Raw genomic sequence first — 13,496 nt, 5'->3', positions numbered from 1 at the left:
GATCATCCGGCGCGAGCGCGTCGCCTGGCCGATGGACATCCCCTCGGGACCGCCGCCGGGGGCTCGCCGCATGGCCCCATGGACATGTCCTCCAGGACCCCCTCAAGGCCCCGGCGCATGGCTCTCGAGACATGTCCAGTAGGACCTCCGCCGCGAGCGCGTCGCCTGGCCGATGGGCATGCCCCGCGGGGCCGCCGCCGCGGGCTCGCCCATGTCCCCATGGACATGTCCCTTGAAACTCTCGCCGCGACCCCGGCGTCTCGGGCGGCCCGCGCCCGCGGGCAGGCGTCACGCCGCCCGCGGCGCGCGGGCGAGCGCGCGGACGGTCGCCACCAGGAGGTCCGGCTCGATCGGCTTGGCCAGGTGCGTCTGGAACCCGCAGGCCAGCGCGCGCCGGCGGTCTTCGTCCCGCGTGTACGCCGTCAGCGCCGCCGCGGGCACCGGCCGGTCGCCGGCGCTCTGCTCGTGCGCTCGCACGCTGCGGAGCAGCGCGTAGCCGTCCTCGCCGGGCATGCCGATGTCACACAGCAAGACGTCGGGGCGGGCCGCGTCGAGGGCCGCCCGCGCCGCCGGGGCCGACGCGACCGACGTCACCTCGGCGCCGGCGTCTTCGAGCACCAGGCAGAGCGCGCGACGAGTGTCCGGATCGTCCTCCACCAGCAGCGCGCGCACGCCGATCAGCGGCCGCGCGGGCGCCGAGGGCCGCGAGGCTGCCGGCGGCGCGCGCCGGTCGACGAGCGGGAGCCGGACCGTGAACACCGACCCCGCGCCCTCACCCGGGCTCTCGGCGGTCACGGAGCCCGCGTGCAGCTCGACCAGCTGGCGGACGATCGCGAGCCCCAGCCCGAGCCCGCCGTGAGCGCGGGTCGTCGTCGGGTCGGCCTGGCGGAAGCGGTCGAACACGTGCGGCAGGAAGTCGCGGCGGATCCCCGCGCCGGTGTCGGCGACGCGGAGCGCCATGTCGTCGCCGTCGCGGGTCAGCGACAGGGTCACGCTGCCGCCCGCGGGCGTGAACTTGACGGCGTTGCTGAGCAGGTTCCACAGCACCTGCTGCATGCGATCGGGATCGGCGAGCACCGGGCCGACGCTCGGGTCGAGCTGCGCGTCCAGGCGGACGCTTTTGGCCTGCGCCATCGGTCGCACGACCTCGAGCGCGGCCTGGGCGGCGGGCAGCAGCGAGTCCTCGCGCAGCTGGACGCGGAGCTTGCCCGACAGCATGCGCGCGACGTCGAGGAGGTCCTCGATCAGCAGCGACTGCGCGCGCGCGCTGGTCTCGATCGCCCGCAGCGCCCGCGGCATGTCGGGCGGCTTCACGCGGCCGCCGGCGAGCAGCTGGCCCCACAGCATGATCGTGTTCAAGGGCGTGCGCAGCTCGTGCGACACGGTGGCGAGGAACTCGTCCTTGAGCCGGGTCGCCGTCTCCGCCTCCTCACGGGCCGCGCGCTCGCGGAAGATCAGGTCGCGCACCTCGTATTGCCGTCGCCGGGCGCGCAGCGCCGACTGCACCGCCGTCACCAGCGTCAGCCCGGCGACCGGCCGCGCGAGCACGGTGACGTTGCCGGCCGAGCACAGCGCCGCGACCTGGGGCGCCGCCGCGGGCGTCGGCCCGTCGACGTCGGCGAGCAGCAGCAGCACCGGCAGGTCCGACCACGCCGGCTGGGCGGCGAGCGCGGCCGCGAGCGCGGCCGCGTGCGGCGGCGTCAGGGCCTCCTCGACGATCATCATGACGCCGACGCCCGCGCCTTGCACGGCGAGCAGCGCCGCGACGTCGGCGACCGTGGTCGCGCGGAGCCCGGCGCCGACGAGCACCCGCTCGACGACCGCCGCGTCGCGCCCGAACGGCGCGAGCACGGCGACGCGCTCGGCGAGCGCCGCGTCGGCCTCACTCGCCGTCATCCTCCTCCTTGCGAGCGCAAGCGGGAGCGGGATTGTCGAGCAAGATCCGCTGCAGGCCGCGGAGCGGGCCCTGGAGCCGGATGCTGCCCTCCGCGAGGCTGCCGCCTGCAAAGATCAGCTCGTGGATCTCCGTCGCGTGCCGGCCGTTCCGCTTCTTGACGGCCGCGAACGAGCGGTGGATCTTGCCCCGGATCTCGTAGAAGCCGAGCACGACGATCGAGTCGGACAGGTAGCTGACGTCGGGCCCGGGCGCCTGGCCGATGCTGGTCAGCCCCTCCTGCGAGCCGATCAGCATGGTCAGCACGCCGCTGCGGCTGAGGTATGTCAGCAGCTCGTGCAGCTGCGAGACGAGCACGTCCTGGCTGCCCATCGCCGCGAAGTAGCCGGCGATGCTGTCGATGACCACCACCTGCGTCTTGCGCGTCTCGACCATCTCGCGGATCTGCTGCGCGAATTCCCCGGGCGCGATCTCGCCGGAGTCGAGCTGCTGCACCGACATGCGCCCGGCCTCGATGTGCGCATTGACGTGCATTCCGAACGACTCGGTCCGGCTCTTGAAGGTCTCGGGCCGCTCGTCGAACAGGAACACCGCCGCAGATCCGCCCCGGCGCGCGGCCGCGTCGGCGTAAAGGGCCGCCACGGTGCTCTTGCCGGCGCCGGTCGGCCCGACGAGGAGGCACGCCGTCCCGCGCTCGAGCCCCCCGCCGAGCACCTCGTCGAGGGACGCGACGTCGGTGGCGATCATCTCGTACTCGCTGTACTCCGGCCGGTTGTACGCGCCGAGCCGCGGATAGACGTCCATCCGACCGGTGGCGATCTTGTAGTCGTGCGTGCCGCCGTTGCTCGCGAGCCCGCGGGCCTTGACGATGCGGAGGCGCCGGCGCACGTCGCCGAACGCCCGCGGCTCCTGCTTGAGGTCGATCACGCAGCCGCACAACGGATGGAAATCGACCTCGGGCAGCGAGCCGCCCTCGCCCTCCGCGGGGTAGTCGGCGATCGTCAGCAGCGTACACTTGCGCTCGGTGAACAGTTGCCGCAGCGTCACGACCTCGCGGTGGTACCGCTGCGGGCCGCCGGCGAGCAGGCGGAGGACGCTGAGCGAGTCGATCACGGCGCGCCGCGGCCGGGTCTGCTCGACCAGATCCGCGAGGTCCTGGAACAGCTCGCCGAGCTCGACGTCGGCGGTCGGCAGGATCGTCTGCCGCGCGGCGATCCGCTCGGCGACGGTCCTCGGCGACAGCTCGTGCACGGTGACGCCCGCGAGCGACCAGCCGTGCGATCGAGCGATCCGCTCGAGGTGCGCCGCCGACTGCGACAGCGTCAGGTACAACGAGGCTTCCCCGGCCTTGGCGCCGGCGCGCAGGAAGCACAGCGCGAGCGTGGACTTGCCGGTGCCGGCTGTCCCCTGGATTAGGTGCATCTCCTCGCGCGGGAGGCCTCCGTGCAAGATCGCGTCGAGACCCTCGACGCCGGTCGACGCGACCGGCGGTGCCTCGGGGTGGAGGGAGGGGGGGACGCTGGGCATTGCTTCTCCTCGTCTGCGACCGCTCCGCGAGCCGCCTGCGCTCAGGCGCCCGAGGGTGCGAGGGCCTCGATGTCGGCGCTGAAGTGGAACGGGTCACGGCGCGGATCGTCCGGGCGAGCTCGCTGAAGGCCGCCTGCTTGCTCCGGTAGCCGTACGCGCCCGCGCGCGAGATGCAGGAGCTCGACGACCGACCTCGCGTCGGTGCGGGCCGAGAGCGCGACGACCCGCACCTGCGGGGCGTGCTCGACGCTCTCCCGCGTCGCCCCGATCCCCTCGAAGTCCGGCGCGGCGATGCCCATGACGACGACGTCGGGCGCCAGCTCGCGCGCCAGGAGGGCCGCGGCGAGCCCGTCGCCGGCCTCGCCGATCCCCGCGAGGTCGCGCTCGGCTCGCAGCGTCACCGACAGCCCCTCGAGCCGCGGGCTGGCCAGAGGGCGAGCCCAGCCGCGCCCGGCGGGCTCGACGTGATCGGGAGGTCTCGCCATCCGATGCTCGGTGTTGACACGGACTCCTGGGTCCGGGCCGCCATCGCGCGTCAAGCACCCCTGGTACGCGCCCAGCGAAGCCCCGGCCCCCGTCTCCCGCGCGTGCGGCGATCGCGGCGACCGGGTCGCCGGCGTCCTCGACAAGGACGTGATCGGCCCGATCGTCCGCGCCGGGTTCGCCGCGAACGGGCCCGCGCCGACGCGGACCGGGACGCCGTCCCCGAGCTCACCGGGCGCGCGACGATTCACTGCCCGATCGATCGCGCCGGGATCGTCGACGTCCGCGCCTGTGGCGACGCGGCTCGGGGCACCTGCTCCCGGGCTCACCGGGCGCAGGCCGATTCACTTCTCGTCGCCGGCGCCGTGCGCCAGCCATGCATGGGAGCCCGGCGCGTGTCGGTGCGGCCTGCCACGCGCCTCGCCGTTGCCTCCGGCCGCCGCTTCTTGCGACCCTCCCCCGCATGCTGCTCCGCCTCGTCGCCGCGCTCGTCACCGCCTCGTTGTTCGCCTGCGCCGGCGAGGCGGCCAGGCCGGTCGCCCCCGAGGTCGCCGCGGCGCCGGCTCCATCGCCACCGGCGACCGCGCCGGCATCACCTGTCCCCGAGGACATCTCGCCGCCCGCGCTGCAGCACACCAGCGTCGCGGTCGGCGGCCACGGCATCGCCGTGCATTTCAAGCGGCCGCCGGCGCCGTGGGGCGCGATCGTCCTGGTCCACGGCCGCACCTGGAGCGCCCTGCCCGACTTCGACCTGCAGGTGCCCGGCGCGCGCGTCTCGTTGATGGACAACCTCGCCGCCGAGGGCCTCGCGGTCTACGCCGTCGACCTGCGCGGCTACGGGGCCACCGCCCGCGACCCCAGCGGCTACACCGACCCGCTCCAGGCGGCCGACGACCTCGCCGCCGTGGCCGCCCTCGCCGGCGAAGGGCTGCCGAACAAGCCCGCCGTGCTCGGCTGGTCGCTCGGGGCCCGGGTCGCCGCGCTCGCGGCCCAGCGCCACCGCGACGCCATCGGCCCGGTGATCCTCTACGGCTCGCCGTGCCCGCCGAAGACCCCGCCGAGCCCGCCGGTTACGCCCCCGGGCCGCCGGCGAAGGCCACCAACACCGAGGCCGCCGCGCGCTCTGACTTCATCACGCCCGACGCGATCGAGCCCGGGGTCGCCGACGCCTTCGTCGCCGCCGCGCTGGCCGCCGACCCGGTCAAGGCCGACTGGCGCGACCTCCACGTGTGGGCCGACTTCACCGAGCTGCGCACGCCCGTGCTGGCGATCCACGGCGACCGCGACCCCGTCGTCAACCAGTCGTGCCTGCACGAGCGGCTGGCGCAGATCCCCGGCGGCGCCCGGATCGAGGTGCTCGCCGGCTACGACCACGCCGCCCACCTCGAGCGCGCCGCGCCGCGCTTCGTCGCCGCCGTGGTCGGCTTTTTGCGCGAGCACGGCACCCCCCGCGGCTGACCGCGACGCCCGGCCTCGCGCCGCGTCCCCGCCGTGCCGAGCCGCCTGCGCAGCCCATCACCCGCGCGGCGGATCGCGGCCCCCGGCCTCGCCACGCCCGCGCCGCGACTCCACGGGAAGGGCCTCGCATGGGGGAGGTCCCCCGCGACCGCCGCGGAGCGCCCGAGGACGTCCGACCCTCGATGCACCCGCGACCGCGCAATTGTTCGCGGCCGCATGGACACCGTCAGGGTACGGACAGCCACGCACGCCCGCCTGTCCAACATGTCCTTCGAGACAGGTACTCTCCTCGCCGCGGAACCATCTCCATGTCGACCTTCTCCACCATCTACCCCGACCTGCCGATCGCCGACCTCGTCCAGCGTTCGCTCGCCACCGCGCCGGCCGACCTCGCCCCGATCCTCCGCCGCGGCCGCGCCGAGACCCTCGAGGACGTCGCCGCCCTGCTGTCCCCGGCCGCCGTCCAGGCCCTGCCGGACCTCGCCGAGCGCAGCGGCGAGCTCGCCCGGCGCCGGTTCGGCCGCGCGATCCGCCTGTTCGCCCCGCTCTACCTGTCCAACGAGTGCGTCAACGTCTGCACCTACTGCGGCTTCTCGCGCACCAACGAGATCCCGCGGATCACGATCTCCGTCGAGCAGGCGGTGCGCGAGGTCCGGCTGCTGCGCGCGCGGGGCATCGGCTCGCTGCTGATCGTCGCCGGCGAGCACCCGAAGTTCGTCTCCAACGGATACGTCGAGGAGGTGATCCGCGCGGTCCTGCCGATCATGCCCGACGTATCGATCGAGATCGGTCCGCTCGAGAGCCCGGCCTACGTGCCGATGGTCGCGGCCGGCTGCGGCGGGCTGGTGGTGTACCAGGAGACCTACCACGAGCCGACCTACCGCGCCGTCCACACCGCGGGCCCCAAGAAGCGCTACCACTGGCGCATGGACGCCGCAGAGCGGGGCCTCGCCGCCGGCTTCCGCCGGCTCGGCATCGGCGCGCTCTACGGCCTGCACGACTTCCGCTTCGAGGCGCTGTCGCTGGCCGCCCACGCCGACCACCTCCGCAAGACCTGCCCCGAAGTTCAGCTCGCGATCAGCGTCCCCCGCCTGCGCCCGGCCGCCGGCGAGTTCCAGCCTGACCCGCGCTTCGTGCCGAACGACGCCGAGTTCCTCGCCCTCATCTGCGCCCTGCGCCTCTACTTGCCCGAGGCCGACATCATCGTCTCCACCCGCGAGTCGGCCGAGCTGCGCGACCGCATGGTCTCGATCGGCGTCACGACCATGAGCGCCGGCGCCAGCACCGAGCCCGGCGGCTACAGCGACTTCGAACAGGACGGCTGGACCCCCGCCCGCGACCAGCCCGGCGAGCAATTCCACATCGCCGACGAGCGCCCGCCCCACGCGGTGGCCGAGATGATCCGCCGCCGCGGTTATCTCCCGGTGTGGCAAGGGCTCTGACCGGCGAGGCGCACCGCCGCGGCTCGGCTCGTCACCGCGCGAGCATCGAGCAGCGTCATCCCCTTCGCGGCGGCAGCCTCTGGAGGCCGCCCGGAAGAAGCGCTCCCGCGGATCGGCGGCTCACCACACACGTCGTTCAGGTCCGCTCCGGCGACGCGCTCCCGCGAATCTCGAATCACCCCACCCGCCGTTCAGGCCCGCGCCGGCGACGCGCTCCCGCGACGCGGCGAATCACCGCACCCGCCCCTCGTCGCGGATCGCCGCAGCCGCCGCAGCAGCCCCACGATCTGCCCCGACGCGACCGCCGAGGCGAAGTGCCCGCCGACGAAGCGGTCGGTGCGGAGGTGCAGGGTGATCAGCTTGCACACGTCGAGCAGCGGAGCGCGGGCCAGCGCCTCCGGGTCGCGCTCGTAGCGCTCCGCCTCGTCGCGCCACGCCTGCCCGTCGAACGGCACGAGAAGCCCGGCCGCGCCAGCGCCTGCTGGAGCTGCCGGACCTCCGGCGCGTCGACGAGGCGCGGGAGCCACGGGCCCTCGCGCGTCCATCGGCTCGCCTGAAACTCCGGGCGCTCGAGCAGCGGAAGAAAGGCCAGCACCGCGTCGATGTCGGCCGCCGAGGGAGCCGGGACACCGCCTGCCGTGCCCATGAGGCCGAGGAGACCACGAGCCCGCGGCCCTGGCAACCGTTCCGGCCGCTCGGCCGCGACGACGCGCGAGCTCGTCGCCGGCGAATCAGCGCATCCGCCGGTCGCTTCGACACGCGCCCGCGTCGAGGTACACCGCCGCGTCCGGCTCGCCGGCCAGCACGAACGCGCGCCCCTTCACCGCCCAATTGAGCGCCGGGAGCTGCGGGGTGAGCAAGTCGGGCGGACACGGCGCGCTGCAATCCACCTGCCTGTCGCTGGTCCCGCGGAGCGTCATTCGCGGGCCGGCCCAGCCCCGCCCCGGCGCGTGCGGGAGCGCCGACAAACCCGTGCAGCGCGTGCAGCGACGGATCGTCCCGTCGGTGCAGCGCTCCTCCTGCGCGCTCGTCACGCTGCATTCGATGGTCAGCGTGTAGGCGCCCTCCCCGTAATACGCCGCCGTGCGCCTTACCTCGAAGACAGGTCCATCCGCGATCGTGGCGAACGATCCGACGCCGAAGCCGCCGCTCTTCTGCCAGCGGCCGCGGGCGTCGCGGCTGAATTCGTCGCCGTGCGGCCCGGAGGTCGAGATCCCGCGATCGGTGATTTCGACGCTCTCGAAACGCACGGTCTTGACGGCGCCCGCGAGCTCGGCGACCTCGCGCGCGCGGCCGAAGAACCCGTCGTCTTCCCACCCGCCGCGCACGGCGAAGCAGCGGTCGCCGCGGGCCCGCACCCACAATCGGGTCCGACCGGCCGCGAGCCGCCGGAACTCCGCCCATCGCTCGCTCGCCCCGCCGACCTCGCGGTGCTCGGCGAGCGCAGGCATCGCAGACACCGCCCACGCCCAGCGAGCCGCCGGGTCCATCGCCTGCACCTCGGCGAGCAGCTCGGCCGCCGCGTCGACCCGCGGCGCGGCCTCCTGGCCGGGCTCCCGCGCCGCCTCGCTCGGCACCTCCGCCGGCTCCCGCGCCCCGCTCGGCGCCTGCGCGGACGCAGGCTCGCTCGGCCCCTGCGCCGCTCCCGGCGCCCGCGAGCCCGTCGCGCCGGGCGTCACCGTCTGCGCTGCCCCACCCGGCGCCGGGGCGCAGGCCAGCAAGATTGCAGGACCGACGAGGGCCAGGCGAGCGCGCATCGTCGCGACGTACGCGGTCGCGCGCGCCGATATTCCGCCGCCCGCACGTGGACGCGACCACGACTCGCCGCGCCGCATGGGGCATTCGCAACAGAATCAGAAGTCGAGGCGCAACCCCGAACCGGCGAGACCGAGGCGCGCACGCCCCCGGTGCAGCGCGAGGCCCGGCGGGCACGCTCGCAGGTGCCTGTGCAGCCGCGTCGCCCAGATCCCGAGCGGGATCACGCTGGCGACGAAGATCGGCGCGCCGAACCCCGACGCCCAGATCGCCCCGTACCCTTCACAGAGACTCTCCGGGCGGCAGGACGCCGCGAGCACGATCCACGGCACCGTCAGCATCGCCACCCCGATGCCCGTAAACACCCCCGACGCCGCGGTGTGGCCCACGAGACGGCGGCGGCGTCGCTCCCACTGCTGCTCGGGCCTCGACGCGGGCACCGGACCACGCGGCGACACGTACCCATCGACCCCGGCCGAAGTCGCCGCCGCCATTTGCCTCGCCCGGGTCGCCTCGCTCTCGCCGCGCTCGCGACCGTAGGCCTCGGGCGCGAGGTCGGCGTAGGCCAGCAGCGCCTCGACACAGTGCTTCCGCCGCGCTTCCCGTGCCGTCGCCCGCTCGGCGGCCTGCGCCGACGCGCTCGCCGCGTCGATCCGGGCCCGCAACTGCTGCGAATCCGCGGTGACCGGCACGTTCGCTCGCGCATCGACAATCATCGCAGTCGCCGCGCACCCCGACGGCTCGCCGAGCCCGACTGCCTCTCCGACGAAAATCGCCCCCCCGACGACGAGCGCGGCGAACGACATCATCGACATCGTACCCCCGGCCCGCGATGAGCGCCAGCAGGCGTTCGACCGCGGGGCGAACCTCCGCCGTCACCGCCGGCCGCCTCGAAACGATCTCGACGACCTCGCGCGCCGGCCGAAGGACCGGCGCTCACCCCTGGTCGTAAGCGGCGAGACACAGCGTACCGTCCTGCTCGTACACGACGGACCACGTGTTGACATTGCTGCTGCGTGCGAACCACACCCGGGCGCGCTCGTCGGGGCGCGGCTGGAAGTCGGCCCGCTTCTCGGCGAGGAACGCGACCACGCGGGCGCGCAGCGGCAGCAGGCCCTCCCCGTCCTCGTCGCTGACGAACCACTCGAAGTCCTCGCGCCAGGCCGCGTCGGCGACGGCATCCTCGGGCGTGACCAGACCGAGGCGCGCGACGATCGCGTCGACCTCGGCCGCCCCGCAAGGGAGCGCGACGTGGAGCCGATCGATCACGCCGATGCCGCCGCTGAAGTACCGCAGGTCGTAGCGCAGGCCGTCGGTCGTCTCCAACGCCGGCAGACCGAGCAGCCTCGCCACCAGCGCCAGCCCGCGCTCGCGCTGCCGGAGGTCCCTGTCGGCATCGCAGAACCTGCGCTCGACGTCGTCGTAACGGTGCAGCGAATCGCTCACGCGCTCGAGCATCGCCGACGCGAGCGACGATGGCGAGCGCCGACCTGCCTGAACGTACATGATGGTATGTTCAGGTTTTCAAGGACAACCTGGAGTAAGGCACGTATGGCGACCTGCCGCTGAATGGACAGCTCCCCCACGCCGGTCCCGCGGACGAACCCCTCGTGGCCCCTCTTCGCCGAAGCCGGCGCCGACCTCGTCGGTGAGGCGATCGACGGCCGCTATCGCGTCCTCGCGCGCCTGGCGAGGGGCGGCATGGCCCACGTGTTTTTGGCCAAGGATCTGACCCGCAGGTGCCACGTGACGCTCAAGATCTTGCACCGGACCGGGCCGGAGTCGCGGCGGCGCTTCGAGGTCGAGGCCGAGGTGTTGAGCAACATCCAGCACCCGCACCTCGTCCGGCCGATCGCGTTCGGCCACACGCCCGACGCCCAGCCCTACATCGCGCTCGAGTACCTCGAGGGCGAGACCTTGTCGCATCGGCTCGCTCGCGGGCCCCTGCCGTGGCGCGAGGTCGCCGAGTTCGGCGCCCAGATCGCGGGCGCCCTGCACGCCCTGCACAGCGCCGGCGTGATCCACCGCGACGTCAAACCCGAAACATCATGATCGCCCTCGGCGCCGATCGGACCGTCGCCAAGCTGATCGATCTCGGGCTCGCCAGCGTCGGCACCCCGTTCCACGAGGCCCAGGACGCGCGATTTTCCTCGCACGTGCCGGAGCGCCACAAGACCCAGCTCGGCCGCACGATCGGCACCCCCGTCTATCTGCCGCCCGAGGCCGGCCTGCGCCACGCCGAGCCGCGCCTGGACGTCTACTCGCTCGGCGTCCCCCTCTACCAGCTCTGCACGCAGACCTTGCCCGACCCGACCGACCTCGCCTCGATCCATTCGGTCTGCCCCGACACCGACGTCCCCGCCGATCTCTCGCGGCTGCTCCGCGCCGCGATCGCTCCGGACGTCGCCGAGCGCCTCCCCTCGGCCGATCACCTGCGCCGCGGCCTCGAGGCGATCCTCGCGGCCCACCCGCGCACGCCGAGGCCGCTGTTCGGCGGCTGCTACGACCTCCTCGAGGTCATCGGCGTCGGCGCCAGCGCCGTCGTCTACCGCGCCTCCGATCGCGAGCTCTCGCGGGAGGTCGCGCTCAAGGTGCTGCGCGACGCGAGGCCGGGCGACGACGACGCGATCCGTTTCCGCCGCGCCGCCAAGATCCTGTCCGCCCTGCGCCACCCGAACATCCCGCAGATCCATCACTTCGGCGTCCACGTCGGCGGCCCTGCCCGCGAGGAAGGCCAGCGCTTCGCCGTGATGGAGCTGTGCACCGGCGCGCCCGCCTCCGACTTCACCCGCCCCGACCGGCACCTGCGGCCCGACGAGGTGCTGGCGATCGGCCGTCAGCTCGCGAGCGCCCTCGCGGCGGTGCATGCGGTCGGCGTCGTGTACCGCGACCTGCACGTCGGCAACGTCCTGATCGAGCGCGGCGAGCACCCTCACGCGTGGCTCTTCGATTTCGATCAGGCGCAGGTGTCGCCCCGGTTCTATGCCCGCCTGACGGAGCGCTGGGCGACGCCCCCCGAAGAGCGCGCGGAGCCGGCGAACGAGCGGCCCTTGCAGCGCATGGATGATGCGCCCCCCGAGGTGCGCGCGGGCGGAGTCTTCACCGACGCGAGCGACGTGTTCGCGCTGGGCCTGTTGCTGTACCGCCTGCTGACCGGGCTACGGCCGTTCCCGCCGGGAACCAGCGAAGCCACGCCCGCCCGCAAGGCCTGCCGCGAGTGCCCGCCCGGGCTCGAGCACCTGCTGATGTCGATGCTGTCGCCGGAGCCGGGCGAGCGACCGACGCTCGCCATGGTGCAGACCATCCTCGAAGACGAGCAGGCCGGCTGGCGACACCGATGGACGCTTCGGGCCATTACGACGCCCGCGGCGATCTGGCCCCACGACTGGCGAACGGCGAGGGGGGCCCTGGAGCGCCGCCGACGATCTCTTGACCACCGTGCGGGCATACTCGACCCTCCTCACCGGCGTCATCCGCAGCGACTGGCTGACTCGCGAGCAGGTGGCCCAGCGCGCGACGATCCTGACGAGCCTCGCGGGTGATCCGATCTGGGGGTGCGAATCGACGCCCGAGATCCGCTGCGCCGACGCCTACGGGCATGGCCTCGGGTGGATGGTCTACGACTATGGCGACAGGACCGTCCTCAACCATGGGGGCAACGACGCCGGCGAGAACGCGCTCGTCTACTATTCGCCGCAGACGCGCAGCGGCGCCGTGATCCTCGTGAACGGAGGCAACGGAATCTTCGTGACGGTCCGGGCGCTCGAGCTGATCGGCGACCAGCCGGACATGGCCGCCTATTACCGGCAGCTCGTCCGCAAGCACTACGGCGTCACCATGGCGCCTGGCGCCTGAGCAGCTCGGCTCTCCGCGGCCTCGTCAGCGCGGGTCCATGCAGGGGTGGATCTCGAGCCCGCGTGGTTCGAGCATCACGAATCCGCCGCACCTGTCCTCGGCCCCTGGCCGCTCACCCCCGCGCCCGCGCCGCCGCCGTCGGCGGCTTCGGCAGGCACCCCGGCCACACCGCCAGGAAGCCCTGCAGCGCCGCCACGAAGCTGCTGAGCCGCGCCGGCACGTGGCGGCTCCTCGCGTAGACCGCGTACATCTGCTCCACCGCCGGGCAAAAATCATCGAGCACCTGCACCAGGCGCCCCTCCGAGATCGCCGGCGCCGCCAGGTATTCGGGCAACCGCGCGATCCCGCAGCCCGACACCGCGAGGTCGCGGATCAGCGGCCAGCTGTTGGCCGTCGCGTGGCGATGGACCACGGCCGAGCGGGCCGAGCCTTTTTTGGCGAACCGCCAGGTCGTCGCCTCGCGGCGCGTGCCCATCACGAGGCACGTGTGCTTGGCCAGCTCGCGCGGGTGGGCCGGCGTGCCGCGGCGGGCCAGGTACTCGGGGCTGGCGACCAGGCGGTACTTGGTCGGCGCGCCGATCTTGCGGGCGACCAGCGACGCGCTCGCGGCCGGCTCGGCCTGGATCACCACGTCGAAGCCGTCGCGCAGCGGGTCGAGCTGGCCGGCGGTGAGCTCGATCTCGACGTCGACCTGCGGGTGCTCCTGCGTGAAGCGGCCGAGCACGCGCCCGAGCACGCCCTCGGCGAAGCCGCTCGGCGCGGCGATCCGCAGGCGGCCGCGGGCCTCGCCGCGCGCCTCGGCGACCGCGCGCTCGGCCTCGGTGACGACGTCGAGGCCGGCGCGGACCTGCTCGAAGTACCGCTGGCCCTCGTCGGTGAGGCGCACGCGCCGGGTCGTGCGCTCGAACAGGCGGGTCCCGAGCCGCGCCTCGAGGCGGCTGACCTGGACGCTGACGGTCGAGACCGGCGCGGCCAGGGCGACGGCGGCGGCGCGGAAGCTGCCGGTCTCGGCGACGCGGACGAACGCCTCGATCGCGGCGAAGTCGGGGCGGCTGTTCATGGCGGTGAACAGATTGATCAAT

At 73.9% G+C, this 13,496-nt stretch carries 11 protein-coding genes and 3 pseudogenes; 6 read left to right on the top strand and 8 right to left on the bottom strand.

Features of this window, described 5'->3' with window-relative positions; genetic code table 11:
* Positions 1-288: 288 nt before the first annotated feature.
* Genes NAEX_RS33480 through NAEX_RS48690 form a run of 3 tightly spaced genes read right to left on the bottom strand, consistent with a single transcriptional unit; the run spans position 289 to position 3,906 of the window.
* Positions 289-1,896, bottom strand: a complete 1,608-nt coding sequence (locus NAEX_RS33480; protein WP_096331544.1) for a hybrid sensor histidine kinase/response regulator — start codon at positions 1,894-1,896, stop codon at positions 289-291.
* Positions 1,883-3,421, bottom strand: coding sequence for an ATPase domain-containing protein (locus NAEX_RS33475; protein WP_096331543.1), 1,539 nt, complete (start codon positions 3,419-3,421; stop codon positions 1,883-1,885). The genes NAEX_RS33480 and NAEX_RS33475 overlap by 14 nt, the downstream gene beginning before the upstream one ends.
* A 41-nt stretch (positions 3,422-3,462) precedes the next feature.
* On the bottom strand, positions 3,463-3,906 hold the full coding sequence (locus tag NAEX_RS48690) for a response regulator (RefSeq protein WP_143141152.1): 444 nt from the start codon (positions 3,904-3,906) through the stop codon (positions 3,463-3,465).
* Positions 3,907-4,280: 374 nt separating this feature from the next.
* On the opposite strand from NAEX_RS48690, the pseudogene NAEX_RS54745 reads away from it, so the two are divergent.
* The 3 genes and pseudogenes from NAEX_RS54745 to thiH form a co-directional block, all read left to right on the top strand.
* Positions 4,281-4,904 (top strand): annotated as a pseudogene (locus tag NAEX_RS54745) (alpha/beta hydrolase); the annotation flags it as partial.
* Positions 4,905-4,942: 38 nt separating this feature from the next.
* Positions 4,943-5,362 (top strand): alpha/beta hydrolase, encoded by a 420-nt coding sequence (locus NAEX_RS54910; protein ID WP_170136211.1) that lies wholly within the window; start codon positions 4,943-4,945, stop codon positions 5,360-5,362.
* Positions 5,363-5,670: 308 nt separating this feature from the next.
* The gene (thiH, locus tag NAEX_RS33460; RefSeq protein ID WP_096331541.1) at positions 5,671-6,804 is read left to right on the top strand and encodes a 2-iminoacetate synthase ThiH; all 1,134 of its coding nucleotides are present in this window, start codon (positions 5,671-5,673) and stop codon (positions 6,802-6,804) included.
* Positions 6,805-6,995: 191 nt separating this feature from the next.
* Here thiH and NAEX_RS33455 read toward each other — a convergent pair whose 3' ends face one another.
* The 4 genes from NAEX_RS33455 to NAEX_RS33440 form a co-directional block, all read right to left on the bottom strand.
* Positions 6,996-7,259, bottom strand: coding sequence for a DUF6508 domain-containing protein (locus NAEX_RS33455; RefSeq protein WP_096331540.1), 264 nt, complete (start codon positions 7,257-7,259; stop codon positions 6,996-6,998).
* Positions 7,260-7,535: 276 nt separating this feature from the next.
* Complete coding sequence (locus NAEX_RS33450; protein ID WP_143141151.1) at positions 7,536-8,639, bottom strand: hypothetical protein; 1,104 nt, start codon at positions 8,637-8,639, stop codon at positions 7,536-7,538.
* Positions 8,640-8,657: 18 nt separating this feature from the next.
* On the bottom strand, positions 8,658-9,368 hold the full coding sequence (locus NAEX_RS33445; protein WP_143141150.1) for a hypothetical protein: 711 nt from the start codon (positions 9,366-9,368) through the stop codon (positions 8,658-8,660).
* Positions 9,369-9,495: 127 nt separating this feature from the next.
* The gene (locus NAEX_RS33440; RefSeq protein ID WP_143141149.1) at positions 9,496-10,005 is read right to left on the bottom strand and encodes a hypothetical protein; all 510 of its coding nucleotides are present in this window, start codon (positions 10,003-10,005) and stop codon (positions 9,496-9,498) included.
* A 123-nt stretch (positions 10,006-10,128) separates the two neighbouring features.
* Here NAEX_RS33440 and NAEX_RS33435 point away from each other — a divergent pair, with 123 nt between their 5' ends.
* The 3 genes and pseudogenes from NAEX_RS33435 to NAEX_RS33425 all read left to right on the top strand — a co-directional run.
* The gene (locus NAEX_RS33435) at positions 10,129-10,611 is read left to right on the top strand and encodes a serine/threonine-protein kinase (protein WP_096331536.1); all 483 of its coding nucleotides are present in this window, start codon (positions 10,129-10,131) and stop codon (positions 10,609-10,611) included.
* Positions 10,608-11,849: pseudogene (locus tag NAEX_RS33430) on the top strand (serine/threonine-protein kinase); the annotation flags it as partial. The gene NAEX_RS33435 and the pseudogene NAEX_RS33430, both read left to right, overlap by 4 nt.
* A 70-nt stretch (positions 11,850-11,919) precedes the next feature.
* Positions 11,920-12,414 (top strand): annotated as a pseudogene (locus NAEX_RS33425) (hypothetical protein); the annotation flags it as partial.
* 112 nt (positions 12,415-12,526) lie between these two features.
* Here the strand turns inward: NAEX_RS33425 and NAEX_RS33420 are convergent.
* Positions 12,527-13,474, bottom strand: coding sequence for a LysR family transcriptional regulator (locus NAEX_RS33420; RefSeq protein WP_170136210.1), 948 nt, complete (start codon positions 13,472-13,474; stop codon positions 12,527-12,529).
* Positions 13,475-13,496: the final 22 nt, after the last annotated feature.

This window comes from Nannocystis exedens (genome assembly GCF_002343915.1).
Taxonomy (GTDB): domain Bacteria; phylum Myxococcota_A; class Polyangia; order Nannocystales; family Nannocystaceae; genus Nannocystis; species Nannocystis exedens.
This window is presented reverse-complemented; position numbering and strand designations above follow the sequence as displayed.